The following is a 25,668-nucleotide window of genomic DNA, read 5'->3' on the forward strand; positions in this document are numbered from 1 at the left end:
GCCGACGTCAACGCAGCCCTCAACATCGCCTCGCGCGGCGTGGTGGGCTGGGCTGCTGTCAACCAGCCGAACGCGGCCTGACACCTGACCTCCAGCCAGGACGAGGAGCTGCAAGCTCGGGCCTTCACTTCAGGCCCGAGTCGTTGACGAGGACTGTTCCATGACTTCGGCCGCGCTCGCGGAGGTGCTCGCCGAGGCGGGGGTCGAGTCCGAGATCACCGAGATCACCGAGGACATCGCGGGCGCGCTGAGCGAGCCGTCGGAGTTCCAGCTCATCACGGTCAACGCGCTGCGCTGGCAGATGGACCAGGACCGCTTCGCCGACCTGCGTGACGAGTGGCGCTTCGCCCTGCCCGCCGAGGCCCGTACGACGCTCCTCGACCACCTCGACCGGGGCGGCGGGCTGCTGTGCATGCACGCGGCGTCGATCTGCTTCGACGACTGGCAGGGCTGGCCGCGCGTGCTGGGCGGCTGCTGGACCTGGCCCAAGTCCCACCACCCGCCGCTGGGCTGGACGGGCGTGCGCGTGCACGGCACTCACCCGGTGGTGGACGGCCTGCGCGACTTCGACGTGGTGGACGAGGTCTACAGCGACCTCGACGTGCTGCCCGACGTCGAGCCGCTGGCCTCGTCGAACGGCCAGCCGCTGATCTGGGCGCGGCCGGTGCGCAGGGGGCGGGTGTTCTACGACGCGCTGGGGCACGACACGAGGTCGTACGACAACGAGGTCCACCGGGCGCTGCTCCGGCGGGCCGCGCTGTGGCTGCTCAAGCGGCCGGTGACGATCACGGAGTAGCCGACCAGGCGCTCCACCGGGTCACCTCGACGACGATCACGGGGCCTTGCGGGCGGCGGTCGCGGTATTGCGCGTACTTGGCCGCCAGCAGGTCGAGCGCCGCCTCGCGGCCGGGGCCGGCCGTCACGACGGAGGCCAGGCCGTCGGCGCGCACCCACCACAGCCGGGCCCAGTCGTCCTCGTAGTGGTCGGCCAGCAGGCTGACGGCCGGATCGCGCCGCAGGTCGCGCAGCCTGCCGAGGTCGGTGGTCGTCTTGGGCTTGTGGTCGACGGCCGTCACCACCCGGTCTCCGTCGAGAGCGAACGTGATGGGCACCAGGCGCGGTGTGCCGTCGGCGGCGAGCCTGGCCATGCGGGCCACCGGCTGCGCGCCGAACCTCGCCCGCGCCGCCCCGTCGTCGACGCCGGCCGCCATGTCGTCATGATCGCACGGCCGTCCGGCGTGTCCGGAACCTGCAAGACCGAGGCGCGCCGATCTGGGCACGATGAGTGACATGAACGTGAACCTTTCCGTGATCCCCGGCTTCCTGGCCGGGCACGCGCGTGTCCTTGACCGCCGCCGCTACGACCTGCTCGTCGGCGAGGGCGTCGCGGCGGGCGCGCTCGCGGCCCTCGACGGCTACCGCAACCCCGACGGCGGCTACGGCTGGGGCCTCGAACCCGACCTGCGTTCCCCCGAGAGCCAGCCGGGCGCGGCGCTGCACGCCTTCGGGGTGTTCGAGGAGGTCGCCCCGGTCACCTCGCCGCACGCCGCGGGCCTGTGCGACTGGCTGGACGCGGTGTCGCTGCCGGACGGCGGCCTGCCGTTCTCGCTGCCGCTCAGGCAGACGGCCGCCACGGCGCCCTGGTGGGTGGCGGGCGATCCGAACACGTCGTCGCTGCAGATCACCGCGGTGTCCGCGGCGGCCGCCCACCGCGTGGCCGCCCATGACCCGGCGGTGGCCGCGCACCCGTGGCTGGAGAAGGCCACGCGGTACTGCTTCGACGCGATCCAGGCGCTGGAGGAGTGCCCGCACGCGTACGTGCTCGCCTTCGCCGTCCACTTCCTCGACGCCGTCTACGACACCCACCCCCGCGCGGCCGACCTGCTCAAGCGGCTCGGCGCGCACATCCCCGAGGACGGGCGGGTCCCCGTCGCGGGCGGCACCGAGACCGAGGCCCTGCGGCCCCTGGACTTCGCGCCCTACCCCGGGCGGCCGGTCCGCGAGCTGTTCGAGCCCGACGTGATCGCGGCGGACCTGGTCAGGCTGGCGGGGGAGCAGCAGGACGACGGCGGCTGGGTCGTGGACTACGCGCGCATCTCGCCGGCCGGGGCGCTGGAGTGGCGGGGCGCGACCACGGTGCAGGCGGTCCGGATCCTGCGCGCGAACGGCCTACTCTGACCCTCCCTGACCGGCGGGCCCCGGCCGGGGGGCGAGGCGGCGGGCCGACTCCGACTCCTGGGCCATCCGGCGCAGCGTGTCGAGCGCCCTGCCGTACAGGACCGTGCCGAGCACCAGCGCCTCCACGGCGGCGTCACGCGGGCCGTGGAACGGGATGACGTCCATCTCCACCTCGGAGACCAGCTTCCTGGCCACCTCGACGTACGGGGTCAGGTCCACGGGCACGCCGAGCTGGCGCATCCTGACCAGGGTCTGGGCGAGTTCGTCGCGGGTGGGGGCGGCGGGGGTGATGTCCCAGCCCAGGCTCTCGATCAGGGCGTCCACCTCGGCGCGGGCGGCCTGCCACTCCTCGCCGGGCTCGGGCTCGACGGCCGGGCTCAGGGCGTAGTGGGCCGTGCCGAGCATCTGGTGGATGGGCAGCGACTCGTCCTCGACCGCGGCGACGATCGTCTTGATCGAGGCCACGGAGAGGCGGCCCACGTCGAGCAGGGCCCGGATCAGGCGGAGCCTGCGCAGGTGCGTCTCGTCGTACTCGGCCCTGGTCGCGGCGGTCTGCTCGCCCTGGTGCAGCATGCCCTCGCGCAGGTAGTACTTGATCGTCGGGATGGCCACGCCGGACTTGGCGCTGAGTTCGGAGATCCGCATCGTTAGATAATAGTGCTATCCATGTCGGGCCAGGTGCCGGGCGGCGCTCACCACTTCGGGCACGTCGGCCTGGCGGTTCCAGAGGAGGACCACTTCGAGCGGCGGCACGTCCTCCTTGATCGGGACGAAGGTCAGGGAGCCGGGCACCGTCGTCCCCTCGCGTACGCACAGAGCGTAGCCGGTGCCCTCGCCGACCAGGTTGATGACCAGGTCGTGGGTGGCGGCCGACGGGCCGAGGCGGGGGTGGAGCCGGTGGCGGACGAAGCCCTCCAGGAAGCGGCGGGCCCCGGCGACCGCGTCCGACTCGGGCATCACCAGCGGCTCGGCGGCCAGGTCCGACAGCGACAGCGCCTCGTGCGACGCCAGGTGGTGCTCCCGGTGCAGCAGCGCGCGTACCGGGAACCGCTGGATCAGCATGCGGGCCACGCCCCTCGGCAGGGAGCCCGGCGCGTAGCCCAGCCCCGCCTGCAGCGTGCCGTCGGCGATCGAGACGATCTGCTCGGCCGTCCCCATCGGCGTCACCCGCAGGGGGCTCGCGTGGAGTTGGGAGAGCAGCCGGGCGGCGACGTCGGCCAGCCCGTCGGCCACGCCGAGCCGGACGGTGTCGCCCTTGCTCCTGGCGGCGGCCACGGCGCGTTCGAAGGCGTCGACGGCGACGGTGGCCTGCGCGAGGAACGCCTCGCCCGCCTCGGTGAGCTGCACCCCACTCGACGAACGGCTGAACAACTCGACGCCTATCTCCTTCTCCAGCGCCCTGAGCTGCTCCGACAACGTGGGCTGCGCGATGCGCAGCGCGGCGGCGGCCCGGCGGAGGCTGCCCGCGCGGGCGATCGCCATGGCGTATCGGACGTAGCGTAGATCCATCGCTCACCTCGGCGTGATGATGATGGGCTATCGGAAGATCACACCTCCGTATTACAAGAGCGGACAGCTCCCGTGAAGGCGCTCAGTCACCTGATTCCGCGAAGGTGGCGACAATCCGCTGGTCGCAGGGGGTTTCCCGGACCTCGTTCCAGTCTCATGGGATGCGGAACGACGGCGTTTCGGCCGCCCGTAACCACGCAGGGGGAGCGGCGGCGTGCCGAGCAAGCGCTTGCCTCAGGCCCGGGTGACGGCTAGCGTCACCGCCATGGGCGGGCGGGCGGAGGAGGGGGCATGCAGTCCTTCGCGGGGCGGGCGGCCGTGGCCGGGGTGGGCATGACCGCCCTGAGCAGGCAGTCCGGGCGCGGTGAGCTGGAGCTGGCCGCCGAGGCGTGCCGGGCCGCCTGCGCGGACGCCGGGATCGCACCTGGCGAGGTGGACGCCCTGCTCAGCTACCACATGAACGACTCAGCCCTCGTCGTCCAGGTCGCCCGCGCCCTGGGCATCGAGCGGCTCGGCTGGCACAACGACATCGCCGGCGGGGGCACGCAGGCGGCCTCGATCCTGGGCGACGCGGCCATGCTCGTCCACTGCGGCCTGGCGGACAACGTCCTGATCTACCGGGCGCTCAACGGCCGTTCGGGCAAGCGCATGAACACCGTCTCCACCGGCCCCCAGGAACGGTTCACCTACGGCCTGGCCGGTCCCGTCCCGCTCTTCGCCCTGGCCGCCACCCGCTACCTGTACGACACCGGCCTCACCGCCGAGCATCTGCACGCCGTCGTCGCCCAGTCCAGGGACAACGCCGGGGCCAACCCCCGCGCGCTGCGCCGCGAGCCGCTCGCCCTGGACGACTACCTGGCCAGGCCGTACGTCTGCACCCCGCTCCGTACGGTGGACTGCTGCCAGGAGACCGACGGGGCCTGCGCCCTGCTGGTCAGCGGCGTGCTGGACGGGCCGCGCGTCCACGCGGTCGTGCGCGGGGGAGGCCCCGGGTGCTCCTCGATGGACCGGGCGCCCGACGTCACGGCGATCTTCTCGGCGTACGTGGCGCCCATGCTCTGGCGGGCGTCGGGGATGCGGCCCCCGGACGTGGACGTGGTGCTGCCGTACGACGCCTACTCCTGGCTGGTGCCCAGGCAACTGGAGGACTTCGGCTTCGTGGCGCGCGGGGACCTGGGGGCGTACCTGCTGGAGCGGCGGCACGCCCGGGTGAACCCGCACGGCGGGCTGCTCTCCGAGGGCTACGTGCACGGCCTCAACAACGTGGCCCAGGCGGTACGCGAGTTGCGCGAGGGACGCGAGGTGGCGCTGGTGACGGGCTTCGGCGGCGGCTACGGCAGCGCGGCCCTCCTCGTGAGCTGAGATCCGGGCTGTTGCGCACGCTTCGTTGAACGGAATACTGTCGTCCCCATGCCCAGGGGAACCTCTGAAGTCAGCGAGCCGATGTACTTCGTGCTCACCGCCCTGCGTGCCGGGCCGCTGCACGGACACGCCATCAGCAAGTCGATCAAGGAGCTGTCGCGGGGACGGGTGCAGCCGTCCGTCGGCACGCTCTACGGCATCCTGGAACGCCTGAACGAGCGGGGCGTGATCGCCGTCGACCGCGAGGAGACGGTCAACGGCCGCAACCGGCGCTACTTCAGGATCACCCCCGACGGCCAGGCGCTCGTGGAGGCCGAGGCCCGACGGATGCAAGAGGCCGCCGCCCTGGTCCTGCGGCCGTCCGGCGCATGACGGCGTTCGATCCCGCGGGGGCGCGGGTCGCGACCGCACTCGAACGGCGTTACCGCAGGCTGCTGCTGGCCTATCCGCGGGCGTACCGGCGGGCGCACGGCGAAGAGCTGCTCGACGTGCTGCTGGAGGAGGCCGCGCCCGGCCGCAGGCTCCCCGTGCCCAGGGAGGCGTGGGGGCTGCTGACGGGCGGCGTACGCAGCCGCATCGCGCACCAGGCCACCGGCAGCGCGTGGGAGGACGGCCTGCACCTCGGCATCACGGCGGTCGCGGCGGCGAACCTGGCCGCGCTGCTGCCGTACGCGGGTGAGCTGCCGGTGTGGACGCTGCTGTCGGCGCTGGCGCTGCTGGCGATCCTGCGCGGATGGCTGCGTACGGCGTTCCCGCTCGCCCTGGTCACCGGCGTGAAGGCGGTCGGGATCGCGAGCGGGTGGGTCTTCCTCGACCTGACCCTGGTGCCGGTCGATCCGAATCCGCTGGGCGACCGGGCCATGTTCCAGGACAGTGATCCGCTGCTGGTGGCGTCCGGCTACGCGATCGTGCTGGCCGGTCTGGTGGTCCTCGCGTGGCTGCGGCGGCCGGTGCGGGCCAGGTCATGGTGGTGGTGGGCGGTGCTCGTGCCGGCCGCCTGGGCGGGGCCCGAGTGGATGCCCGGCGGCACGCAGTATCCGATGAGCCTGAGCAGGCTGGCGGTGGAGGCCGGGGCGTTGGGGCTGGGGGTGGTGGCGTGCTACTGGGCGCGCGACCACCGGTGGGCGCTGGCGTCGGGCATCTACCTGCTGACGGTCTGTGGCGATCTGGCCTGGCACGCCGACTGGCTGACCAGTCAGCACCTCGCGTATGCGGGCGTCCTCGTCCTGCTGGCCGTGTCCGCCGCCTTCGCCCCCTTGCGGCAGGGGAGGCATTGCCTGGATTGACGATACTTCGTGCAACGGAGTATGGTCACGCGTCATGTTGAGGAGATCCCGTCTGTTCCTGGCCGTGTCGTGCTCTGCGGTCGTGCTCTGCGGTTGCGGGGGCGCCGCAGGGGATGCCCAGCCGTCCGCCGGCGCCACCGCGAGCACGGCCGCCGCCGCGAAGGACAAGAAGCACCAGTACGAGGCGGCCAAGGCCGACTGCATGAAGCAGAAGGGCTTCAAGTACGTGGCGTACGTGAAGCCGGAGAAGCAGGTGTCCGAGGAGGAGCGCAAGCGCGACTCCGGCGATTACCAGGCGATGCGGAAATATCGAGAGAAATACGGGTTCGAGGCTTTCTCCAAGTTCGTCTACCCCGATGAGATCGGCATCTCGGCCGCGGTCGCGGACCACGAGCAGGACCCCAACGCCGCGGTCATCGGCTCACTTTCCGGCGCTCAGCTCGACGCGTACAACAAGGCCCAGGACGGCTGCGTCTCGCAGGCGGCCGAACAGGTCCTCGGCCTGGAGCTCAAGTCGAACCTTGACTACTTCAACCAGATCGCCCTCACCAGAGGGCGGATCGTGGGCGACGAACTGGACGGCGACCCCGAACTGGTGGAGCTGGCGGCGTCCATGGCCACCTGTCTGAAGGGCAAGGGCTACCCGGTCAGCGACACGAAGCCGTCGGCCATGGAGAAGCGTGGCCGGCTCGTCTTCCTCGAGCAGACGAAGGCGCTGGCCCGCAAGCAGAAGGGCGACGGGCACCAAATGCCTGACCTCACGCCCGAGCAAGCCAGGTCGTACCTGGCCAAGGAGGTCAAGGCCGCGCTCGACGACCTGGAGTGCGGCAAGGACTTCTACCCGGTCTTCACACCGAGGGAGACCGCGATCACGCAGCAGGTCGACGACCAGTTCGCCTTCTGACGCCGGCGTCGTGAAGTCCCCACGGAGACTCCTCGCCGTCGTCGTCGCCGGAGTCGTGATCATCGCGGGAGCGGGCTGGGCGGTCGGCGCCCGGCTGCGTTCCCCGGCCGACGAGGCGGCCCGCCGCGCCGCCCCCGCCGCCTCCCTCGTCACCGCCGCCGTCGAGCGCCGCAAGCTCGTCAGCACGGTGGTGCTCAGCGGCACCCTCGAGTACGGCTCCCCGCTACCGATCAGCCTGGCCGGCGTGGTCGGCGGCACGGCCGAGGCGCAGCGGGCCACCCGCGCGCCGCGCCAGGGCAGGATCAAGGAGGGCGGCGTGCTGATGGAGGTCAACGGCCGCCCGGTGTTCGCGCTGCGCGGCACGGTGCCGATGCACCGCACGATCGCCCCCGGCAGCGAGGGCGACGACGTGAAGCAGTTGCAGCAGGCCCTGCGCAGGCTCGGCCACCGCGTGCCCGTCACGGGCGCCTTCGACCCGGCCACGATCGCCGCGGTCACCAAGCTGTACGCCAAGAAGGGCTACGAGGCCCAGCAGCCCACGCTGACCGACCGGCAGGCGTACGACACGCTGCGCAAGGCCGTGCAGACGGCCGAGGAGACGCTCGCGACCGAGCAGAAGGCGCTGGACCAGGGCCGTGACGTGCTGCCGCTGAAGGTCAAGCTGGCCAATGCCGAGAAGGACCTCAAATCGGCGCGCGCCGCGCTGGAGAAGGCCGAGGCGCAGGAGTCCACGCCCGAGGACGAGACCAAGCTGGCGGCGGCCGAGGCGGCCGTACGCGCGGCCGGGGAGCGGCTGCTGGAGGCGGAGCAGGCGCTCGAAGCGGCCAGGAACCGTCCCACGGCCGCCCCGACGAGCACCCCGACCGGCACGCCCGCCCCCGCCCCCGACCCCACCGCCGACACCCGGCTGCTGGAACTGAAGGTGGACAACGCCAGGGCCGACCTGGCGGCGGCCGAACAGGCACTGGACCGGTCGCTGGAGGAGGCCGCGCAGAACAGGCAGACGAGGCTGGAGACGCTGCGCAAGGCCGTGCGGACCGCCGAAGAGGCCAAGGTCACCGCCCAGCAGGCGCTGCGCCAGGCCAGGCAGCTCTCGCCGTCCCGGCTGAAGGTCTCCAACGCGGGGAAGGACCTGGCCGCGGCGAAGGAACTGCTCGCCGAGTACACCCGCACGTACGGCGTCTCGATCCCGCCCGGCGAGGTGGTCTTCCTGCCCAAACTGCCCGCCCGCGTGCAGAAGGTCTCGGTGAAGGCGGGGCAGCGGGTCGAGGCGGAGGTGGCGACCGTGACCAGCTCGACGTTCATGGTGACCGGGTCGGTGGAGGCGGCGGAGTCTGAACTGCTGCGGCCGGGCATGAAGGCCGAGGTCGAGCTGGACACCGGGAAGTCGTACCCGGCCACGCTCACGGCGGTCGGCGAGAAGGCCAAGATGCCCGGTGCCGAGCCGGGCCTGGACGGCACGCAGCCGGTCCTGATCACGCCGGCCTCGGCCAAGGGCCTGCGGACCGGCACGGCGGTGACCGCCCGGGTGACCGTGGGGGCGACCGACGAACCGGTGCTGGTGGTGCCGGTGGCCGCGGTGATCACCTCGGCGGACGGCAAGGCGCGCGTACTGGTGGAGTCCGCCACCGACCGGACCAGGGACGTGGAGGTGCGTACGGGGCTGACCGCCGACGGCGACGTCGAGGTGAGCGGCGCGCTCAAGGAGGGCGACAGGGTGGTGATCAGCGGTGCCTGACAGCATGACGAGCGGCCGCTCGGCGGCGCTCACCGCCTCGGAGGCGTCTGCGGTGGCGGACGGGGGGCCGGTCATCGAGTTGACCGGCGTGTGCAGGAGCTTTCCCGCGCAGCCTCCCGTCCTGGCGCTCGACGACGTCTCACTCCGCGTGGACAGGGGCGACTACCTGGCGATCGTCGGCCCGTCGGGCTCCGGCAAGTCCACGTTGCTGAACGTGCTGGGCCTGCTCGACCGGCCAGGTTCCGGCAGTTACCGCCTGGACGGCACCGAGACCACCACACTCAGGGACGGAGCCAGAACCCGGTTGCGCGGCGACCGGATCGGCTTCGTCTTCCAGTCCTTCCACCTGCTCTCCCACCGCAGCGTGGTGGAGAACGTCATGCTCGCGGAGATCTACCGCCGCCAGGGGCGCAGGGGCAGGCGGGAACGGGCCCTGGCGGCGCTGGAGCAGGTGGGGCTCGGGCACCGGGCCGGGTTCGCGCCCGGCCTGCTGTCCGGTGGCGAACGCCAGCGCGCGGCCATCGCCAGGGCCCTCCTGGGAACGCCGTCGCTGCTGCTCTGCGACGAGCCCACCGGGAACCTCGACAGCCGCAACACCGAGGCCGTGCTCGGCCTGTTCGACGACCTGCGGGTCCAGGGCCTGACGATCGTGGTGATCACGCACGAGCGGGAGGTCAGCGAGCGGGCGGGCCGCCGGGTGCGGATCACCGACGGCGTGCTGGTGGAGGAGTGATGCACGTACGCGACCTGTACGACGAGGCCGTCGCCGGGATGCTCGCCAGACCGGTGCGCTCGGCGCTCACCACGCTCGGCACCGTGCTCGGCATCACCACGCTGGTCGTCACGCTCGGGGTGGCCGCCACCGCGGGCAACCAGATCGTCGGCCGGTTCGACGAGCTGGTGGCCACGGCCGTGACCGTCGAGGTGCCGCGCAACGCCCACAAACCACTGGTGACCTGGGACGCCGTCGACCGGCTGACCCGGCTTCGCGGCGTGGAGTCGGCCGCCGCCGTCTCCGAGAGCGAAGAGGGCACGAACCTGTCCGTACGCTCCAACGACCTCGTGGACCCCACCCGGGTCACCGCGCGCTCCCTGACCGTGCTGGCCGCCACGACCGGGCTGCCGCAGGCCGTACGCGGCCGGATGGTGCAGGGCCGCTTCTACGACGCCGGGCACGTCCAACGGGCCGACCGGGTGGCCGTCATCGGCGACGAGACGGCCAGGATGCTCGGCGTCACCCGGCTCGACCGGGCACCGGCGATCTTCATCGGGAAGCACGCGTACACGGTGATCGGGATCCTCGGCGACCTGGGCCGCGAGAAGAACCTCAGCTCAGCAGTGGTCGTCCCGCCCACCGTGGGCAGCAGGTTCGGGCTGCGCGACGTCACCAGGGTCCTGGTCAACACCAGCCTGGGGGCCGCCGGGCTGATCGCGGGCCAGGCGCCCGCCGCGCTCAGCCCGGGCAACGGCGACATGCTCCAGGTGATCGCCCCGCCCAGCCCCACCAGGGCCAGGGACAAGGCGCAGGACGACGTCAACGCCCTCTTCCTGATCCTCGGCTTGGTCTCGCTGGTCGTCGGCGCGGTCGGCATCGCCAACGTCACCCTCGTCACCGTGATGGAACGCGTCCCCGAGATCGGCCTGCGCCGCTCGCTGGGCGCGGCCCGGCGGCACATCGCCACCCAGTTCTTGCTGGAGTCGACGCTGATCGGGCTCGTCGGCGGCGTGATCGGCGCCAGCCTGGGCGTGGTCGTCGTCGTCGCGATCGCCGCCGCCAAACAGTGGACGCCCCTCCTCGACGCGTGGCTCGCGGTCGCCGCGCCCGTCGCGGGAGCCGTGGTGGGGCTGCTGGCCGGGCTCTACCCGGCGCTGCGCGCGGCCAGGATGGAACCGGTCGACGCACTCAGGTGAGCCGCGCCGCCTCGGTACGGGCGACGCACTCAGGTGAGTCGCCCGCCGCCTTGGCATGAGCCGTTCCCCATACGCGGGGGTCATGCCGTTGCTCGGGCCAGTCGGCCGGGTCGGAGACGAACGTGCCCCGGTGCGGCACCGTGAAGACCCACCGCTGCTCGCGCAGGAGGGAGACGGCCTGCCGCGCCGTGACCTTGGCGACCCCGTACTGCAGTGTCAGGGCCTGCGCGCTGGGGATCATCCGGTTCGGCCGCAGGTCGCCCCGCCTGATGCGGGCGGCGATCTCGTTGGCGATGAGCGCGTAACGGGCCCTGGTCGGCTTGACGCGCGGCACGCCGGGCGGGCCGACGAACGTGCCCTCGCCCCTGACCGTGTGAACGAGCCGGCGCCGCCGCAGCTCGCGGGCCACGTTACGGGCGGTGGTCCGCGCGATGCCGAACTCCGCCTCCAGCGCCACCTCGCTCGGCACGGCCTCGCCGACCCGTAGCTCTCCCCTGGCGATGCGCCCGTGGATCACCTCGGCGACCTGAACGTAGAGCGGGACCGGCCCGTCACGGTCGAGCATGCTCATAGCGTAGACGTCTGCATACGAGCACGTGGGCATATGCGGCCACGGTCAAGCCTGGGGCCACGACTCTTTCTGCGAGACGTAGCTGCCGCGCTGGGGCACGGTGTAGATCCACCCTTGCTCCCGCAGGAGCGCCATGGCCCGCCGCACCGTCTCCCGCGCGACCCCGTGCTCCTTCACCAGCGCCGCCTCGCCCGGTATGGGACGGCGCGGAGGGAACTGCCCCGCCTTGATCTGTTCGGCGATCCCTGCCGCGATCTGCTGGTAAAGCGGCACTTTGCGCTGCTTGCGAGGTGCCTGCGCGGGCGGCCCGACGAAGGCGCCCTCGCCCTGGACAGTGTAGACGAGCCCCTCTTCCCGCAGGACGTGGATCGCCCGCCGCGCGGTGGTCCTGGCGACGCCGAACTCGTACTGGATGTCGGCCTCGCTCGGCACCGGGTCGCCGGAGGAGAGCCCGGCGAGGCGGTGCCGCAGGATGTCGGCGATCTGGAGGTAGATGTGGGTGTCGCCTTCGTAGTCCAGCACGAAGGCAACATAGGCCAAGGCGGGCAACAGCTCCCATATCGTTCTGTCTAAACAGACAGATATGCCTGTGCAAGTAGACGAGCCGAGACGACCATAGCTATGGTTGCAGCATGACCGAACCTCCAGCGATCCCTTCGGACGATCGGTTCCACTCACACCACGTGCCGCCACCCGGCCCCAACTTCATTCCGCTGCGGTGGGAGCCCTTGCGTTCCTCTGCCGCGCGCGTCCGCGACTACACCTGCGACTGCCAACCAACCTTCTACGAGCTGTGCGTCGCCCACGGCCAGACCTTCATCCGCCGCACCCGCCGAAGGAACGGACAGAAGCTGGTCGACGAGACCGCCCGCGGCCCGTATGCCACAACCCTGGTCATCTGGCAGCAGCTACTGGGAGTGGAGGCCGGAACCGGGGCCGTAAGGAGCCCGGATCCCCAGGCCGGTCGGAGGCTGCGGATCCACATGATGGCCCCGGCCGGGATCCGATCTCAGAGCCTGCTGACAAAGGCTTAAGTGCTGGTGGGCATCGGGCCGTAGAGGGCGGGCCCGATCTTGTTGATGTAGCCCTGGTGGGACCATTGCGACAGTTGGACGCGGAAGCTGTTGACGTTCTCGATGCCGAGGATGGCGGCCAGTTCGGCTCCTTTCCAGGCCCGCCATGGCTGAGCGGTCAGGAGTTGCAGGACCTTGCCGCGCCGGTCGGGGCGGAACAGATCCGGCAGCGGCGGCGGGCTGCTCCAGCGACTGCTGGGCGGCCGGCCTGCCAGTTCGCGCGTCAGGCGGCGGGCCATCTGATGGGCGGTGGCCCACCAGATCAGGGCTTCGTGGTGGTCGGGCCTGCGCTCATAGACGCGCACCAGGCGGCGATAGCGGACGAGCCAGGCAAACGTTCGCTCCACCACCCACCTGCGGGGCAGCACAACGAAGCCGCACGGTCTTGCACCGACGCGGCGGTGACGATCACACACAACAGCAGCCCGAGCGTGTCCACCACGACATGCCGCTTCTGCCCCTTCAGCTTCTTGCCCGCGTCGTAAACCCAGGCTGCCGCGCCGACGGTCTCGGCTGCCCTGACAGTCTGGGAATCGAGACAGTCCGCGGGGCAAGCTCACCTCGTCCGGCCAGGATCCGCAACCCGGCCGCGCAGCCGCCCAGCCACGTGCTCCAGGTGATCCGACGGGCACCGCGGACGGCTAGCCAGGGTCCGAAGACACCATCTCAGCAAGTAGCGTGACCGCCTGTGTCACTCGGCTTGGGCGTCCCAGCCCAGTGACATACGAAGCTCACAACCCTGCCGACAATCCGTGTTGCAGCTTCCCCGGGAAGTGCCCACTTCGGAGCGGTTCCCTCACGCGTGCTACGTGGTCGGCAGACCAGGCCAAAGGCAGAGCAGGGGAAGTGCCCAGAGCGGGTCGCGGCTGTGGTGTTCGACCATGGGTGTGTCTACCGGGAGGCGAGTTCAGGCCAACCATGCAGGCCGATGCCCACATTGTCGAGATAGAGACTGATCCCGGCGGCCGTGTAGGGGACGGTGTTGTCCGGTAGCTGCTTGGCCGGGACCCAGCGCAGTTCGGCGCACTTGGCAGGTTCGGCGTTGAACACCGCACCGTTCCAGGCATCGGTGGCGAAGAACACTCCCACGCGTGGCTTGCCTTCGGGCGACAGGTGGTGGACGACGGTGCCAGGCCGCAAGGATGTCGGGTCCAAGCGGACGCCGACCTCCTCCCTGGCCTCGCGGATCGCGCAGTCCACCACCGTCTCGCCTTCTTCGAGGTGGCCGGAGGGTAGGCAGTACCAGCCATCGCGGTATCCCGTGCCGTCGCGCAGGCACAGCAGGATGTCGCTGCCTCGCTCAAGGATCACGTGGACGTCGACGACTACCTGGTACCGCTGCGTCATGGCCGGTCACCTCTGTGAGCTAATCCGCTTGGTTGCGTGACAGTAGCGCACTGGCGTGGCAGGTGATGGCCTGGACGGCGGCTTGCGGTGAAAACTCCCCGGTGTCCAATCTGAATGTCGGGAATCCATCCTCGGCCAGCACGTCGGCGAACTCGTCGTACAGGCGCACCTCCGGGCCGCTGGAGCCGTCGTGCTCGAATCGCGAGTGCACGCCCCGCTCGCGCAGCCTGGCGTCGAGCAGATCCGGGGCGGCTGTGAGGATTACCGCCAGGTCCGGGCGCCGGGCGGGCGCGTTGAGGTGGCGCACATACTTCAGTGGTACGCCGTCGAGCACCTGTAGGACGTAGGAGGAGGGAACGTATCGGTCGCAGAGTACGAACTGGCCACGAGCCAACGCGGGGTGGACGTCCTCTGCCAGGTGGTGGAATCGGTCGGCGGCGACCAGGCATGCCAGCGACAGTCCGTGGAAGTCGCTGGTCCGCTCGCGGGCGGCGCGTCCGAGTAGCCCGTCTGAGGGCTCGCGGGTGAGATGCACACGGTGGCCCGCCAGCTCCAGGGCGGCGCCGAGGAGCGGCAGGAGAGTTGATTTGCCGGCACCGCCCGGCCCGTCGACGGTGATGAACAGGGCAGTCATCAGAGGCTCCTCGTTGTGGGGTAACGGCGGGTGTGTTGTTCGCGGGCGAGCTCGGCGAGGTGTTGATGGATCTCGTCCTCGGTGGCCTCTCCGAACTGGATGCCGGAGGAGAAGTTGAACTCGTCGCGTCCGCGCAAGGCCGCGTCTTCGGCTCCGAGGTCGACGGGGGCGTAGCTGAGGAGTTGTTCGGCGGAGTAGCGGCCGTCGGCCATGAGCCTTGTCCACTCAGGTGTGCCGGGGTAGGGACGAAACTGGAAAACGGATGCCCGGAACGTTCCAGAGTGACGTTCGGATATCGCCCACAACTGCCGGACGAGGTTGACCGTCTGCTGCAGCTCTGTGCGGCTCTCGCCCGGGAAACCGAGGATGAAGTACCCCTTCACGCCGATGCCGCGTGCGACGAGTCGTTCGACGACCGACAGAACCATGCCCGGGGTGATGCGCTTGTCGATGTAGGACAGCACCCGTTCGCTGCCGGACTCGATACCGAGCGCCACCTCTCGCAGCCCGCACTCGGCGAGTTGGTCGAGTTGCTCCTCACGGCGCCGATCGAGCACGTTGATCCGGCCGGTGGCGTCCCACGCTGCCCACCTTCCGATGTCGGCCTGCTCGAAGGCGTGCATCATCCGATCGATGATGCGGCCGGCGCCGAGGAACAGGTCGTCCACGAACCGGAACGCCCTCACCGCGTGCCGGTCCCTGAGCTGCTGCATCTCGCCGATGATGTTGAGCGGGTCCCGTACGCGGATCGTCACGTCCGGATTCGCCGACACGGCCGCGCCGCAGAACGAGCAGTCATACGGGCAGCCGCGGGCGCCCACCATGTTGGCCTCGACTCGGCCATCGTCGGCCAGGTAAGGGTCCTGAGCAAGGTAGCCACGATCGACGAACGGGAGCGCGTTGATGTCGGGCGCCAGGTGGTGGCCGGCACCGGGGCGCCCACCAGTGACGGGCTGGCGAAGGATCGGGTCTGACCACATGACGGCGGGCAGGTCGGCGCGGGATCGGTGGTCGGCTAGGAGTTCGACGACACGGGTCTCGGCTTCGCCCAGGATGAGGGCGTCGCAGCGGGCCATGCGCGGGTCCGTGAGGATGCGCTGGGGCATGGCCTTGGCGTGGTGGCCGCCGGCCATGATGCGGATGCCCGGGTCGAGCGCGGCCACGATGGTGGCGGTCAGCTCGTAGGTGGGGGCCAGCAGGTTGAAGCCTGCCCAGCGGGGGTGGGTCTGGTTGATGAGGGCGATGGTCTCGTCCACCGGGAGTCCGGCGGCTTCGGCGTCCAGGACGCCGACGCGGTAGCCGCGGGTGGCGGCGTAGGTGGCGATGTAGGCCATCCCGAGGACGGGCAGGGTGTAGTCGTTGACGCGGGGGCGGATTCGGTAGTCGCGCAGCGGCGCGTTCACGAGGAGCAGGTCGAGCTGCCCGCCAGGGTCAGTGCACGAGCCTTCCTGGATGAGCGGGGTGTTGATGGACATGGTGGTCTCCCCAAGACAGGGTGAGAGCGGTCAGGGTGGACAGGTGCGGCCCGGCCAGCTCGCGCCAGCGGGCGGCGAAGGCGGGCTCGTCGTGAGGCCATGGCGAGGCCGGGTCGGCACGGCGGGCCCAGGTGCGTACGGCCAGGTCGCCGTACGGGTAGAGGGAGAAGTCGCCAGTGTGATCGGCGACTGCGGCGCCGGCGGTCCACGGGCCGATCCGGTGTACCGCCTGCAGGGCCTTGACCAGAACGTCTGCAGGCATGAGGGCCCATTCGTCGCGGTGGCGTAGGTAGGCGTCGGCGGCGGCCTGGAGTGGGCGGCGCTTGAACGCCATCCTGAGCTTCGCGAACTCCTGGTCCGGCATGGCGAGGATCTGCTCCGCGGTTGGGGGTAGGCATGCTTGATCGGCCGGTTGCCCGAGAGCGTTGAGCAGCGCCCGGTACATGGTGCGGGCCTGGGCGGCGCGGATGACCTGGCGGATGATGGCCGTGGCCAGAGCGTCCCACAGGTCGGCGTTGGTCACTCGGCGGATGGGGTTGAGCCCCTGCAGGGCGTGGGCCAAGCCTGCGGGCAGGGGCAGGCCCGCCAGCGTGGCGGGATCGTAGGTTTCCAGACGTGGGGCCGCTCCCTCGCCGTCGAGCAGGACCGGGTCGTACATGGTGGTGGCCTTGATCAGCCAGGTCCCGGTCGAGGTGCGCATGGCGCGTGTGGGCTGGGGACGCAGGTTCCAGCTCGGATGGTCGAGCATCCAGCTCATGGGCGTCGATCTCCAATGTGTGCGGCCTCGGGCTCAGATGCAAGAGTGTGTCAGGGCATTGACCTCCATGAGGTGCGACTTGGAGCCGTATCAGGACCAGATCGAGAGCCAGACTCCCGGGGAGAGCACGGCGACCGCAGTTGCGGCCAATGCGTACCAGTCCCAGAGCCTCGCACGCCGGTCGGCCTCACGGACAGCGTCTGTGTCCGGGCGGGTTTCGGCTGCATACGCTCGGCCTGGTCGGCGGGACGATGGCGGCGGTCAAGGGGGTGAGTTCGTCGGGTGTGGTCATTGGTCTCGCTCGCCGGTGAGTTCGGCCTGCAGGGCCTTGACTTCGCTGAGAAGTGAGGCGACCTCGCTGGGGTCGTGGGGGAGGCCGGCTGTGATGGCGCGCCAGTAGTTGCCGGCCTGGGTGGCGATGTGCTGAGCGCAGGCGTCGGCGGTGAGGTTGCCTGTGGCGGTGGTGAGTGGCTGTCCCATTCTGGATCTCCTTGCTTGGTGTAGCGGGTCCGTCTTCTTCTCTGAGGGTTTTCGGCACGCGTGGGGGTGACTGCCTTCGGAGGGTGGTCTATGCGCTCTGTCTGGTGCGTCGCGCCGCAATGATTTGGGCTGCTGTCAGTCCGCACAGGTGCTGGACGAACCAGGTGCGGCTGTCGGCGATCTGCTCGCCGTTCCACTGCCTGCGCAGGTGCTCCGGCAGGTCGCGGGGCGCTGGGATCATGGCGGGCCTGGACTTGGCACGCCAGATCCTCACCTCGCTGTAGGTCGGGTTCCAGAACGTGTAGTCGCCGCCGACCACCGGCTCTGGGTCGAGATCGATCTTCATTCCGCCGCGATCGAAGAGATAGACCGTGACCACGTTCCGGCCGCAGCCGCCGCAGTTGGGGAGGGCCCTGCTCATGGCCGGGGCAGCAGAGCCATCTGCCAGGCGAGCGTGGACGCGAGGGCGATTGCGTTCGGTTCCGCCACGATGGGCGTGACCCCGGCCGCGGCCAGGTCGATGCCGACCGGCCGGAGTAGCCGGCCTGTCCACCACACGCGGCCGGACGTGTCCGGCTCCCGGGCGATCTCCCACCCTGGATAGGTGCTGCGCAGGACCGAAAGCCGGCGGGCCGTGTAGTCCTGCAGAACGGCGCGGCAGGCGATCGCCCAGAGGGCGAGGCCGTCAGCGGGCCGGATCAGCGCACGCGCTTCGAGGCTCGTCATCGCTCGATCACTCGCAGCACGTGCACGATTCGGTCGGCCGCCCCGGACACGTCGTCGACAGGCCCGATCTTCGGTCCCCAGACCCAGTGGAACACGTCGCCTCGGCATGCGACCGAGTCGTTGAACTCGGGGTCGGCCGGGTTCTGCACGTGCAGAAACGGGCCCGTGCGGTCACTCCGATGGTCGGCGTGCCAACCGCGGCGTTCCATCTCCGCGCGCAACTGCTCAAGCTGCTGCTTGGCGCTGATGGCCGTGTCGGTCTCCATGACCACAGAACGTAGTGAGCTCGTCACGGCCTATTTCCGCTGGAGCGGAATCGGCCGAACTTCAGTGGGGAATCCCCATCCGCGCGGCCATACCGCGCAGTTCACGGCCCATGGCGGCTGCCTGGGACTGCGCCATCATTACCGTTACCGTGTTGTGGACACGGCGATCATTGCGGATCTTGTGCGGGGCAACAGTCTCAGCTCGGCGAAGCCACTGTACGGCCTGTTCCCGGGTGCGAGGGTCTCTGGCCAGGCCCCGGCCGACATCGGCCAGGAACGCCGCGCGTCGTCCCCGCCTGCCCGCCAGCCTGCTCTCGTCGACCTTCTGGGCCAGGTCCAACATCGCGCCGCCGCCTTCGCCGCGCTCGACCGCGAGGGCGACACGCCAGACACCGACGTTGCTGGTCGAGAACGCGCCCCAATTGTCCAAGGGGGTGTCCGGTATGCGGGTGGCGAGCTCTTCGGACTCGTTCAGCCATTGCTCGGCGCGAGAGGAGTTGCCGGCGACGGTTGCCGACAGAGCGGCCACCAGTGTGATCATGCCCAGGACGGGGACCGTGGAGTCGTCGACGTGCGGTTCGAGCGCGTCGGCGGCGGCCTCGGCCGCGTTGAGCCGAGCGCGCCAGGACGTGGTGGGCATCGTGTGGATGCGCAGCGATGCCGCTTTGCCGCGGCTGACCGGGTCGTCCAGGATGTTCGCGGCCTCCATGGCTCGCATGGCGGCGATGTGCCCGAGGTCGGTGTACCCCAGGTCCTTGCATACGAAGGTCGCGGTCTGGAACGCATCTATCAAGGTGCCCAGCGCGAGCCGGTGGGCTGGCTCGTCCACGGGCGCCGCGGCATGTACATGGAGCTCGTCGATCAGCGCGGGCAGGATGCGGCCGGCTTCCCGGAACTTGAACTGGCTGCGATCGAGCTGGGTCGTCTCGGCTGCGAGCTCGGGCAGCGCCCGCGCCTGGTTGACCACTGGCGCGGTCAACGTGTTGGCGAGCAGGGCTTCCCTGATACGGGGGATGGCGGCGTGCGGTTCGGCCTGGATCGGATCCGCGGACAGGTGCGGGCCTCCCACGATGTCGCTCTCGGACACCCGCAATGCGGTGGCGAGACCGGCGATGTAGGAACGCCGGTCGAGCGCCTTCAGCCCGCGCTCGATGTCGGACAGGTGGGTCTTGCTCATGCCCGCCTGGCCGGCGAGTTCGACCAGGCTCAAGCCGCGCCAGCGACGAAGCGTTCTCAAGCGGGCCCCGATGGCACTCTCGTCGTACATCAGCCCTGCACCTCCTGAACAGGTCGCACCTTCAGGTTACGGCTCGGGGCTTTTGCCGTGCCATGAACATCTGCAGAACGATGGCATCATCGACGGGCTGGCCCGTCGATCGCGATAGCGCCTCTGGGCGAAGCCTTGCGCGCCGGAGGCGCGCTCGGGAGGGCGCCCGAGCGACAGCGAGGACCGCTCGGGCGGGCATACAGGGCTCACCCGGTAGACGGCCCACGGGTGGGTGCTGGTGGGTGCCGTCCGGTTTGGTCCGGCTGGGGGCTACTTCAGGGCGCCTGAGGTCAGGCCGGACTGGATCTGGCGTTGGAAGACGGTGTAGACGATCAGCATGGGGAGGATGGCGAGGGTGAGGGCGGCGAAGAGGGCCGCCCAGTCCTGGTCGTAGCCGGCGGCGGTGGAGATGTCGGCGATGCCCATGGTGAGCACCCACTTGTCGCGTTCCTGGAGGAGGATCAGCGGGAGCTGGTACTGGTTCCACTGGCCGAGGATGTTGAAGATCGTGATGCTGACGATGCCGGGCTTGGCCATGGGCAGCATGATCTGGAAGAAGACCCGGGTGTGTGAGGCCCCGTCCACCATCGCGGCCTCACCCACGGCCGTCGGCAGCGTACGGAAGAACGCCGACAGGAAGAAGATCGTGAACGGCATCGAGTACGCGATGTAGACCAGCACCACGCCCGCGTGCGTGTTCAGCCCGATGAAGGGACCGATCACCGGCAGGTTGCCCATGTTCTGCACCACGAAGAACAGCGGCGTCAGCGCCAGGTAGACCGGGAACGCCAGCCCCGACACGAACAGCAGGTAGATCGCCCGGTTCCCGCGGAAGGGATACCGGGCCAGCACGTACGCCGCCATCGACCCGATGAGCATCGTCCCGAACGTACTGGACGCGACGACGATGACGCTGTTGAGCATGTACTGCCCGATGTGCGCCTGCTCCCAGGCCCTGGCGAAGTTGTCCCAGCGCAACGTGGCGGGCAGCGTCCAGGCGTCGTCGAAGATCTCGTCCTCGCTCTTGACCGAGGCCAGGAACGTCCACAGGATCGGGATCATCACCAGCAGCGTCCAGATCAGCAGGGCCAGGTGCGTCAGCACACCGAGGGGGCCGAGCCGGCGACGGCGCTCGGCCCGGAGGAGCTTGCGCGAGTTCGCCACCGTCCACGAGATCATCGTTGTCATCAGTACTCGATTCGTTCGCGCCGGGACAGGCGCAGCGACAGGATCGCGAAGCCGACGGTGAAGAAGAACATCACCACGCCCAGTGCCGAGGCGTACCCGAAGCGGAAGTACTCGAAGGCGTTGCGGTAGATCTCGGCGGCCATGACGGTGGTCGACCGGTCGGGGCCGCCGCGCTGGAGGGTCATCACCCAGACGATCGCGAAGACGTCGAGGGCGAGGATGCCCAGGTAGACCCAGGCGACCTGGACGGTGTCCCAGAGCAGCGGGAGCGTGATGCGGAAGAACAGGCTGAGCCGGCTCGCGCCGTCGATCTGCGCGGCCTCGAACATGTCCCTGGGGATCGAGGCCAGGCCGGCCGAGAACAGCACGACGTAGAAGCCGACCGCCTGCCAGACCATCACGCCCAGCACCGACCAGAACGCGATGTCGGGGTCGGAGAGGAAGCCGACGGGGCTGAGGCCGAGCGCCGTCAGCGGGCCGTTGAGCATGCCGCTGCCGTCCGGCCGGAAGACCTGCTGGAACAGCACCGCCACCACGGCCACGGCCAGCACCTGCGGGAAGAAGAACACCACCCGGTAGAACTTCGACCCGCGGATCCCCGTCACGCCCTGCGGGCCCCCGACGTTGAGCAGGAAGGCGAAGAACAGGGCGATGACGATCGTGATGAGCGGCAGCAGCACGAGCAGGGCGGCGTTGTGCGTGACCGCCTTCCAGAACGCGGTGTCGGCGAACAGACGCACGAAGTTGTCCAGGCCGATGAACCGCGGCGTGGCCGTCACGCCGCGCCAGTCGGTCATCGCGATGTAGAACGCCTGGACGTACGGGGCGATGACGTACACCAGGTAGAGAATCACCGGGGCTGCCAGGAACGAGGTGATGAACAGCCCGCGGCGATACCTGTTGAAGATCATTGGCGCTGGTACTTCTTGATCGAGGAGTCGTTCTTGATCTCGTCGGCCTTCTTCTGGATGCGCTCCAGGTACTTGTCCGGGGTCAGGCCGCCGGACATCAGCTCGCCGGTGGCGGCGATGGCCTCGTCCTTGAGCGGGCCGTACCAGTTGAACCAGCGGTAGTAGACGGTGTTCGCGCCCGCGTCGGTGACGGCCTTGGTGGCGCTGGTGACGCCAGGGGAGATCTCCCTGCCCTCGGTGGCGCCCTTGACCGCGGTCACCGTACGCACCAGCGCGCTGAAGTCGCCCGCCGCCTTCTTCGACAGCATGGCCCGCAGGTACTCCAGCCCGGCCTGCGGGTGAGGGCTCCTGGCGGAGACGATGAAGTTCTCGCCGGGCTGGGTGTGCAGGGTGCCGTACGGCAGCTTGTCGGAGCCGGTGACGTCGGGGATCGGGAACACGCCGTACTCGAAGTCGGCCGGGGTAGTGGTCTTCTGCTCGTTCTCCAGCCAGGAGGCGGAGGGCAGCATGGCCACCTTGTACTTGTTCTGGGCGGTCTGGGTCTGCACGTGGTCGAGGCCGGTGGTGCCCTCCATGAGGTATTTGGCGCCCACCTCGGCCCAGGCCGTGGCCGCGGTCTTCATGGCCTCGGCGGTCCAGGCGCCGTCCTCGAGGTTGTCGATGTTGACCAGCACCTCGTTGCCGCCGATCTTCGCGGCCATGGTCAGCAGCGGCTCGTAGAGGTACTGGGGGAACTTCCCCGCGTACGTGAACGGCGCCATCTTGCCGGACTTCTTGACCGTCTCGCAGAGCGCGAGGAACTCGTCCCAGGTCTTCGGGATCTGCCAGCCGTTGTCGCGGAACACCTTCTGCGAGTACCAGATGCCGTAGATGTAGTTGACGTAGCCCAGGACGCTGAACTTGCCGTCGTACTGGCCGATGTCGATCACGGACTGGTCGATGGTGTCCCTGACCTTGACGTTCGGGTCGTCCCAGGAGGGCGCGTCGAGCAGCGGGGTCAGGTCCTGGAGCTGGCCGTCCTGGGAGAGGGCGCCGAAGTCGATGAACTGCGCGCCCGAGTTGTCGATGACCTCGGGCGGGTTGCCGCCGGCGAAGCGCGGCTGGAGGATCTTGGTGATCTCCTTGGTGGCGTTGTGCTTGATCTCGACGCCCGGGTACTTCGACTTGAACAGCGGCTGATGGATGTTCGTGGCGTAGTCCTGGCCGAAGCCGCCGTCGAAGATCCAGACCTCCAGCGGCTTGTCCGCGGCCACGCCGAACGGGTTCGCCGCGCTGGTCGCGACCGGGGCGGCCGAGGTCGAGGCGGCCGGCGGCGCGGCGGGCGTGGCGCACGCGCCCAGCGCGCCCGCCACGGGCACGAGCGCGGCTCCGCGCAGGAGTTCGCGCCTGCTGATACGGGGGGTGTGAGGCATGATGTCTACTCCTGACCTTTCATGATCCGCGTCTGATCCGGCCTGCGTAGCGGCCCTCCAGGGCGCTGTTGTGCTCGTCGCCGCCGGTCACGTTGGCCGACAGGTAGATGGGCGGCCGCTCGCCGAGCGCGACGAGCCGGTCCACCGCCTCGGTGACCACCATCTGCGCGAGCAACGCGGAGGTGATCGTGGAAACCGCGCCGTAGCTGCCGCCGCCGGGCAGGTCGAGGATCGCGTCACCGTACGGCGCCCCGTTGTCCAGCACTACGTCGGCCAGGTCGAGCAGCTTGCCGCCCGACGGGTGGCGGGAGGTCATGCGCGTGCTGTGCGCGACCGAGGTGATCGCGATGAGCGGGTGGCCGCGGTCCTTGACGATCCTGGCCAGCTCGACGACCGTGCCGTTCACGCCCGAGCTGGAGATCAGCACGAACACGTCCGCGGGCTCGACCGGCGCCAGGTCGTAGATCCGCTGCGCGATCGCCGGGTCCCGCTCCAGCTCGGGGGTCAGCACGCTGGGGGGCTCGCCGCCGTACAGCACGAGGTCTTTGGGGGAGAGGCGGTTGCTCGGTACGAGGCCGCCGGCCCGCCCGGCGATCTCCATGGCGATGGCCTCGGAGTGCCCCGAGCCGAACGCGTTGACCAGGCCGCCCGCCCGGATCGAGGTCACCAGCAGCTCGGCCGCCCGGCCCACCGGTTCCGCCTGTTTCTCGGCGACCTGCCGGGCCAGGTCGAGGGTCTTGGATGCGTACGTCAATTCAGCCTCTTTCCACCCGGTGGCTCTCCACCGCCCGGATCGTGCGTTCGAACGCCTCGTTCGTCCGTTCGTAGGTGAGCTGGGCGACGGCGACGTACACGGCGTCCAGCACGAAGAGCTGCGAGTGGACGGCCGCCAGCCCGCCGAGCCGGAACGTGGTCTCCCTGCTGGCCGTGGTCAGCACCAGGTCGGCCAGCTCGGCCAGCGGCGAACGGGCGAACGAGGTCACCGCCACCGTCAGCGCGCCGTGGCTGCCCGCCTCGGCCAGCGACTCCATGACCTCCCGCGTACGGCCCCGATGGCTGATGCCGATGGCCACGTCGCCGGACTTCAGCAGCGCCGCCTCCGACAGCGCCACGTGCGAGTCGCCCGCGCTCCAGACCGGGATGCCGATGCGGCGCAGCCGTCCTTCGAGCATGGTGGCGACGTTGCCGCTGGTGGAGACGCCGACGAGGAGCACGCGCGGCGCGGCCACGATGGCCTCGGCCACCCGGGAGACGACGTCGAGGGCGAGTTGGGCGGCGGTGTCCTGGATCAGGCGGGTGTCGGCGGCGGCCATCACCTCGATGGCCGAGTCGAGCGGGTCGTCGGGGCCGATCTCGTGCCCGACGCCCGCGCCCCAGCCCGCCTGGGCCGCCCTGCCGGTCTCGGTGGCCAGGGCCACGCGCAGATCGGCGTACCCCGAGAAGCCGAAGGCCCGGCAGAACCTGGTCACGGTCGCGGGCGAGCTGCCCGCGCGCTCGGCGAGGGCGATGATGGTCGACCGCGCGGCCTCGGCCGGATCGCCGAGAATCACCTCGCCGACCCTGCGCAAAGCCTCCGGCAAACCGGGTAGCTCTGTTTCGACGCGCCCGAGCGCTCCTGAAGTCACGAATATTCCTTCCGAATACCCGGTCTTCTGGCGAAAATTATTCTTGCTTATCGGTCACGTCAACCCCCAGACTCGGACCGTGACTGAATCGCTAGTGGTCGGTGTCGATGCCGGCGCCACCTCCACGCGAGTGGCCGTGCACACGCTCACCGGCACGCGGGTCGGGTACGCGCGGGCCGGGGCCGGCAATCCGACCGCGCACGGGCTGGCCAAGGCGGTGGCGGCGGTCGCCGACGCCCTGGGCCCGGCGCTCGGGTCTCTCGACGGGGCGCGGGTCGTCGCGTCGGTGGCGGGGGTCGCGGGGCACGTCGAGGAGATGGTGCCCGAGCTGGCGAAGGTCTGGGCCGCGCACGGCATCGCCCATACGCCGCGTTACGTCGATGACGTGACGGTCGGCTACGCCGCCGGCTCGGCCGAGCCCGAAGGGTCGCTGCTGCTGTCGGGAACGGGGGCGGTGGCGGCCAGGATGGCGGGGTTCGAGCCGGCCGCGATCGCCGACGGGCTGGGCTGGCTGCTCGGCGACGCGGGCTCCGGGTTCTGGATCGGGCGGCGGGCGGCCATGGCGGTGATCGAGGCCCTCGACCGGGGCGCGCCCGTGCCGGGCCGCACCGACGCCGGAGACGTGCTGGCCGGGCTCGTCGTGTCGCACTTCCTCGGTACGCGAGCACCCGACGAGCCGCGAGAGGCCGCCCTGCGCGTCGTACGGCTGGCGCAGGCGGACCCCGTGCGCCTGGCCGCCCTGTCGTCGCTGGTCGGCCGGGCGGCCTCGGCGGGCGACCCGACGGCCGTCGAGATCGTCCGCGAGGCAGCCGGCCACCTGGTGGCGACCTTGCGCAGGGTTCACGTGTCGGGCCCCGTGGTGCTCACGGGCAGCGTGCTGACCAGCGAAGGGCCGATCCGTCAGGCCGTCGTCGAGCTGCTGGCGGGTGAGACGGTGACCACGGCGGGCGACGCGGCGGGCGCGGCGGCCTGGCTGGCGGCCCGCGAGGTGCTGACGGAGGCCGACGCCAGGGCCCGGCACGCCACCTTCACGACCGCCGCCTGACTA

The 25,668-nt window shown here is 70.3% G+C and carries 30 protein-coding genes and 2 pseudogenes; 11 read left to right on the forward strand and 21 right to left on the reverse strand.

The window, feature by feature from the left end; translation table 11 throughout:
* Positions 1 to 160 precede the first annotated feature (160 nt).
* A complete protein-coding gene (locus ACZ6S0_RS40645) occupies positions 161 to 796 on the forward strand; it encodes a ThuA domain-containing protein (RefSeq protein WP_465924660.1) in 636 nt (211 codons plus the stop codon).
* Here the strand turns inward: ACZ6S0_RS40645 and ACZ6S0_RS40650 are convergent.
* The gene (locus tag ACZ6S0_RS40650; RefSeq protein WP_465924661.1) at positions 786 to 1,211 is read right to left on the reverse strand and encodes a TIGR03668 family PPOX class F420-dependent oxidoreductase; all 426 of its coding nucleotides are present in this window, start codon (positions 1,209 to 1,211) and stop codon (positions 786 to 788) included. The two genes, ACZ6S0_RS40645 and ACZ6S0_RS40650, sit on opposite strands and share 11 nt — an antisense overlap.
* A gap of 79 nt (positions 1,212 to 1,290) precedes the next feature.
* Here ACZ6S0_RS40650 and ACZ6S0_RS40655 point away from each other — a divergent pair, with 79 nt between their 5' ends.
* Complete coding sequence (locus ACZ6S0_RS40655) at positions 1,291 to 2,178, forward strand: hypothetical protein (protein ID WP_465924662.1); 888 nt, start codon at positions 1,291 to 1,293, stop codon at positions 2,176 to 2,178.
* Here ACZ6S0_RS40655 and ACZ6S0_RS40660 read toward each other — a convergent pair.
* Both ACZ6S0_RS40660 and ACZ6S0_RS40665 read right to left on the reverse strand, forming a co-directional pair.
* Complete coding sequence (locus ACZ6S0_RS40660) at positions 2,170 to 2,823, reverse strand: MerR family transcriptional regulator (protein ID WP_465924663.1); 654 nt, start codon at positions 2,821 to 2,823, stop codon at positions 2,170 to 2,172. The genes ACZ6S0_RS40655 and ACZ6S0_RS40660 overlap by 9 nt on opposite strands.
* Before the next feature lie 15 nt (positions 2,824 to 2,838).
* Entirely contained in the window at positions 2,839 to 3,687 is an 849-nt protein-coding gene (locus ACZ6S0_RS40665; protein WP_465924664.1) for a LysR family transcriptional regulator, read from the reverse strand.
* A gap of 291 nt (positions 3,688 to 3,978) precedes the next feature.
* Here ACZ6S0_RS40665 and ACZ6S0_RS40670 point away from each other — a divergent pair, with 291 nt between their 5' ends.
* From ACZ6S0_RS40670 to ACZ6S0_RS40700, 7 genes are read left to right on the forward strand one after another with little or no spacing between them, the layout of a single operon-like run.
* Entirely contained in the window at positions 3,979 to 5,049 is a 1,071-nt protein-coding gene (locus tag ACZ6S0_RS40670; RefSeq protein WP_465924665.1) for a thiolase C-terminal domain-containing protein, read from the forward strand.
* Positions 5,050 to 5,097: 48 nt separating this feature from the next.
* On the forward strand, positions 5,098 to 5,421 hold the full coding sequence (locus tag ACZ6S0_RS40675) for a PadR family transcriptional regulator (RefSeq protein ID WP_465924666.1): 324 nt from the start codon (positions 5,098 to 5,100) through the stop codon (positions 5,419 to 5,421).
* Positions 5,418 to 6,335: a hypothetical protein gene (locus ACZ6S0_RS40680; protein WP_465924667.1), complete on the forward strand. Its 918-nt coding sequence runs from the start codon at positions 5,418 to 5,420 to the stop codon at positions 6,333 to 6,335. Before ACZ6S0_RS40675 ends, ACZ6S0_RS40680 begins: the two co-directional genes overlap by 4 nt.
* A gap of 34 nt (positions 6,336 to 6,369) precedes the next feature.
* Complete coding sequence (locus ACZ6S0_RS40685) at positions 6,370 to 7,239, forward strand: hypothetical protein (protein ID WP_465924668.1); 870 nt, start codon at positions 6,370 to 6,372, stop codon at positions 7,237 to 7,239.
* Positions 7,240 to 7,249: 10 nt separating this feature from the next.
* The gene (locus ACZ6S0_RS40690; RefSeq protein ID WP_465924669.1) at positions 7,250 to 8,977 is read left to right on the forward strand and encodes a peptidoglycan-binding protein; all 1,728 of its coding nucleotides are present in this window, start codon (positions 7,250 to 7,252) and stop codon (positions 8,975 to 8,977) included.
* Entirely contained in the window at positions 8,970 to 9,710 is a 741-nt protein-coding gene (locus ACZ6S0_RS40695; protein ID WP_465924670.1) for an ABC transporter ATP-binding protein, read from the forward strand. The genes ACZ6S0_RS40690 and ACZ6S0_RS40695 overlap by 8 nt, the downstream gene beginning before the upstream one ends.
* Positions 9,710 to 10,888 (forward strand): ABC transporter permease, encoded by a 1,179-nt coding sequence (locus ACZ6S0_RS40700; RefSeq protein WP_465924671.1) that lies wholly within the window; start codon positions 9,710 to 9,712, stop codon positions 10,886 to 10,888. Before ACZ6S0_RS40695 ends, ACZ6S0_RS40700 begins: the two co-directional genes overlap by 1 nt.
* Here ACZ6S0_RS40700 and ACZ6S0_RS40705 read toward each other — a convergent pair.
* On the reverse strand, positions 10,881 to 11,453 hold the full coding sequence (locus ACZ6S0_RS40705; RefSeq protein WP_465924672.1) for a GntR family transcriptional regulator: 573 nt from the start codon (positions 11,451 to 11,453) through the stop codon (positions 10,881 to 10,883). The two genes, ACZ6S0_RS40700 and ACZ6S0_RS40705, sit on opposite strands and share 8 nt — an antisense overlap.
* A gap of 51 nt (positions 11,454 to 11,504) precedes the next feature.
* Entirely contained in the window at positions 11,505 to 11,981 is a 477-nt protein-coding gene (locus ACZ6S0_RS40710) for a winged helix-turn-helix domain-containing protein (protein WP_344882982.1), read from the reverse strand.
* A 110-nt stretch (positions 11,982 to 12,091) separates the two neighbouring features.
* On the opposite strand from ACZ6S0_RS40710, the gene ACZ6S0_RS40715 reads away from it, so the two are divergent.
* Complete coding sequence (locus tag ACZ6S0_RS40715) at positions 12,092 to 12,493, forward strand: hypothetical protein (RefSeq protein WP_465924673.1); 402 nt, start codon at positions 12,092 to 12,094, stop codon at positions 12,491 to 12,493.
* On the opposite strand, the pseudogene ACZ6S0_RS40720 reads toward ACZ6S0_RS40715, so the two are convergent.
* The 16 genes and pseudogenes from ACZ6S0_RS40720 to ACZ6S0_RS40795 all read right to left on the reverse strand — a co-directional run.
* Positions 12,490 to 12,969: pseudogene (locus ACZ6S0_RS40720) on the reverse strand (transposase); the annotation flags it as partial. The gene ACZ6S0_RS40715 and the pseudogene ACZ6S0_RS40720 overlap by 4 nt on opposite strands.
* Positions 12,921 to 13,061 (reverse strand): annotated as a pseudogene (locus ACZ6S0_RS40725) (transposase); the annotation flags it as partial. The pseudogenes ACZ6S0_RS40725 and ACZ6S0_RS40720, both read right to left, overlap by 49 nt.
* Before the next feature lie 362 nt (positions 13,062 to 13,423).
* Positions 13,424 to 13,879, reverse strand: a complete 456-nt coding sequence (locus ACZ6S0_RS40730) for an NUDIX hydrolase (protein WP_465924674.1) — start codon at positions 13,877 to 13,879, stop codon at positions 13,424 to 13,426.
* Positions 13,880 to 13,898: 19 nt separating this feature from the next.
* A complete protein-coding gene (gene tmk, locus ACZ6S0_RS40735; RefSeq protein ID WP_465924675.1) occupies positions 13,899 to 14,513 on the reverse strand; it encodes a dTMP kinase in 615 nt (204 codons plus the stop codon).
* Positions 14,513 to 15,988 carry a B12-binding domain-containing radical SAM protein gene (locus ACZ6S0_RS40740; RefSeq protein ID WP_465924676.1) on the reverse strand — a complete coding sequence of 492 codons (1,476 nt, stop codon included), beginning with the start codon at positions 15,986 to 15,988 and terminating at the stop codon, positions 14,513 to 14,515. The genes tmk and ACZ6S0_RS40740 overlap by 1 nt, the downstream gene beginning before the upstream one ends.
* A complete protein-coding gene (locus ACZ6S0_RS40745; RefSeq protein ID WP_465924677.1) occupies positions 15,945 to 16,745 on the reverse strand; it encodes a DNA glycosylase family protein in 801 nt (266 codons plus the stop codon). Before ACZ6S0_RS40745 ends, ACZ6S0_RS40740 begins: the two co-directional genes overlap by 44 nt.
* A 288-nt stretch (positions 16,746 to 17,033) precedes the next feature.
* Entirely contained in the window at positions 17,034 to 17,225 is a 192-nt protein-coding gene (locus tag ACZ6S0_RS40750) for a hypothetical protein (protein WP_465924678.1), read from the reverse strand.
* Between the two features lie 88 nt (positions 17,226 to 17,313).
* On the reverse strand, positions 17,314 to 17,646 hold the full coding sequence (locus ACZ6S0_RS40755; RefSeq protein WP_465924679.1) for a hypothetical protein: 333 nt from the start codon (positions 17,644 to 17,646) through the stop codon (positions 17,314 to 17,316).
* A complete protein-coding gene (locus ACZ6S0_RS40760; RefSeq protein ID WP_465924680.1) occupies positions 17,643 to 17,951 on the reverse strand; it encodes a hypothetical protein in 309 nt (102 codons plus the stop codon). The genes ACZ6S0_RS40755 and ACZ6S0_RS40760 overlap by 4 nt, the downstream gene beginning before the upstream one ends.
* Complete coding sequence (locus ACZ6S0_RS40765; protein WP_465924681.1) at positions 17,948 to 18,217, reverse strand: hypothetical protein; 270 nt, start codon at positions 18,215 to 18,217, stop codon at positions 17,948 to 17,950. Before ACZ6S0_RS40765 ends, ACZ6S0_RS40760 begins: the two co-directional genes overlap by 4 nt.
* Positions 18,218 to 18,278: 61 nt before the next feature.
* Entirely contained in the window at positions 18,279 to 19,484 is a 1,206-nt protein-coding gene (locus ACZ6S0_RS40770; RefSeq protein ID WP_465924682.1) for a helix-turn-helix domain-containing protein, read from the reverse strand.
* A gap of 270 nt (positions 19,485 to 19,754) precedes the next feature.
* Positions 19,755 to 20,672 (reverse strand): carbohydrate ABC transporter permease, encoded by a 918-nt coding sequence (locus ACZ6S0_RS40775; RefSeq protein ID WP_465924683.1) that lies wholly within the window; start codon positions 20,670 to 20,672, stop codon positions 19,755 to 19,757.
* Positions 20,672 to 21,583, reverse strand: coding sequence for a carbohydrate ABC transporter permease (locus ACZ6S0_RS40780; protein WP_465924684.1), 912 nt, complete (start codon positions 21,581 to 21,583; stop codon positions 20,672 to 20,674). Before ACZ6S0_RS40780 ends, ACZ6S0_RS40775 begins: the two co-directional genes overlap by 1 nt.
* Positions 21,580 to 22,995, reverse strand: a complete 1,416-nt coding sequence (gene ngcE / locus ACZ6S0_RS40785; protein ID WP_465924685.1) for an N-acetylglucosamine/diacetylchitobiose ABC transporter substrate-binding protein — start codon at positions 22,993 to 22,995, stop codon at positions 21,580 to 21,582. Before ngcE ends, ACZ6S0_RS40780 begins: the two co-directional genes overlap by 4 nt.
* A 19-nt stretch (positions 22,996 to 23,014) precedes the next feature.
* Positions 23,015 to 23,749 (reverse strand): sugar isomerase domain-containing protein, encoded by a 735-nt coding sequence (locus ACZ6S0_RS40790; protein WP_465924686.1) that lies wholly within the window; start codon positions 23,747 to 23,749, stop codon positions 23,015 to 23,017.
* A 1-nt stretch (position 23,750) separates the two neighbouring features.
* Positions 23,751 to 24,620, reverse strand: a complete 870-nt coding sequence (locus tag ACZ6S0_RS40795) for a MurR/RpiR family transcriptional regulator (RefSeq protein WP_465924687.1) — start codon at positions 24,618 to 24,620, stop codon at positions 23,751 to 23,753.
* Positions 24,621 to 24,699: 79 nt separating this feature from the next.
* Between ACZ6S0_RS40795 and ACZ6S0_RS40800 the strand changes: the two genes are divergently transcribed.
* Positions 24,700 to 25,665, forward strand: a complete 966-nt coding sequence (locus ACZ6S0_RS40800) for an N-acetylglucosamine kinase (protein WP_465924688.1) — start codon at positions 24,700 to 24,702, stop codon at positions 25,663 to 25,665.
* Positions 25,666 to 25,668 lie beyond the last annotated feature (3 nt).

This window comes from Nonomuraea sp. NPDC051298 (genome assembly GCF_055586305.1).

Bases quoted from the DNA above. Each gene is read 5' to 3' on its own strand.
- ACZ6S0_RS40670 (WP_465924665.1), top strand. From the start codon at position 3,979: ATGCAGTCCTTCGCGGGGCGGGCGGCCGTGGCCGGGGTGGGCATGACC.
- ACZ6S0_RS40705 (WP_465924672.1), bottom strand. From the start codon at position 11,453: ATGCTCGACCGTGACGGGCCGGTCCCGCTCTACGTTCAGGTCGCCGAG.
- ngcE (WP_465924685.1), bottom strand. From the start codon at position 22,995: ATGCCTCACACCCCCCGTATCAGCAGGCGCGAACTCCTGCGCGGAGCC.
- ACZ6S0_RS40660 (WP_465924663.1), bottom strand. From the start codon at position 2,823: ATGCGGATCTCCGAACTCAGCGCCAAGTCCGGCGTGGCCATCCCGACG.
- ACZ6S0_RS40650 (WP_465924661.1), bottom strand. From the start codon at position 1,211: ATGGCGGCCGGCGTCGACGACGGGGCGGCGCGGGCGAGGTTCGGCGCG.
- ACZ6S0_RS40755 (WP_465924679.1), bottom strand. From the start codon at position 17,646: ATGAGCAGGGCCCTCCCCAACTGCGGCGGCTGCGGCCGGAACGTGGTC.
- ACZ6S0_RS40760 (WP_465924680.1), bottom strand. From the start codon at position 17,951: ATGACGAGCCTCGAAGCGCGTGCGCTGATCCGGCCCGCTGACGGCCTC.
- ACZ6S0_RS40750 (WP_465924678.1), bottom strand. From the start codon at position 17,225: ATGGGACAGCCACTCACCACCGCCACAGGCAACCTCACCGCCGACGCC.
- ACZ6S0_RS40675 (WP_465924666.1), top strand. From the start codon at position 5,098: ATGCCCAGGGGAACCTCTGAAGTCAGCGAGCCGATGTACTTCGTGCTC.
- ACZ6S0_RS40645 (WP_465924660.1), top strand. From the start codon at position 161: ATGACTTCGGCCGCGCTCGCGGAGGTGCTCGCCGAGGCGGGGGTCGAG.
- ACZ6S0_RS40730 (WP_465924674.1), bottom strand. From the start codon at position 13,879: ATGACGCAGCGGTACCAGGTAGTCGTCGACGTCCACGTGATCCTTGAG.
- ACZ6S0_RS40740 (WP_465924676.1), bottom strand. From the start codon at position 15,988: ATGTCCATCAACACCCCGCTCATCCAGGAAGGCTCGTGCACTGACCCT.
- ACZ6S0_RS40680 (WP_465924667.1), top strand. From the start codon at position 5,418: ATGACGGCGTTCGATCCCGCGGGGGCGCGGGTCGCGACCGCACTCGAA.
- ACZ6S0_RS40655 (WP_465924662.1), top strand. From the start codon at position 1,291: ATGAACGTGAACCTTTCCGTGATCCCCGGCTTCCTGGCCGGGCACGCG.
- ACZ6S0_RS40715 (WP_465924673.1), top strand. From the start codon at position 12,092: ATGACCGAACCTCCAGCGATCCCTTCGGACGATCGGTTCCACTCACAC.
- ACZ6S0_RS40780 (WP_465924684.1), bottom strand. From the start codon at position 21,583: ATGATCTTCAACAGGTATCGCCGCGGGCTGTTCATCACCTCGTTCCTG.
- ACZ6S0_RS40700 (WP_465924671.1), top strand. From the start codon at position 9,710: ATGCACGTACGCGACCTGTACGACGAGGCCGTCGCCGGGATGCTCGCC.
- ACZ6S0_RS40745 (WP_465924677.1), bottom strand. From the start codon at position 16,745: ATGAGCTGGATGCTCGACCATCCGAGCTGGAACCTGCGTCCCCAGCCC.
- ACZ6S0_RS40765 (WP_465924681.1), bottom strand. From the start codon at position 18,217: ATGGAGACCGACACGGCCATCAGCGCCAAGCAGCAGCTTGAGCAGTTG.
- ACZ6S0_RS40775 (WP_465924683.1), bottom strand. From the start codon at position 20,672: ATGACAACGATGATCTCGTGGACGGTGGCGAACTCGCGCAAGCTCCTC.
- ACZ6S0_RS40685 (WP_465924668.1), top strand. From the start codon at position 6,370: ATGTTGAGGAGATCCCGTCTGTTCCTGGCCGTGTCGTGCTCTGCGGTC.
- tmk (WP_465924675.1), bottom strand. From the start codon at position 14,513: ATGACTGCCCTGTTCATCACCGTCGACGGGCCGGGCGGTGCCGGCAAA.
- ACZ6S0_RS40665 (WP_465924664.1), bottom strand. From the start codon at position 3,687: ATGGATCTACGCTACGTCCGATACGCCATGGCGATCGCCCGCGCGGGC.
- ACZ6S0_RS40770 (WP_465924682.1), bottom strand. From the start codon at position 19,484: ATGTACGACGAGAGTGCCATCGGGGCCCGCTTGAGAACGCTTCGTCGC.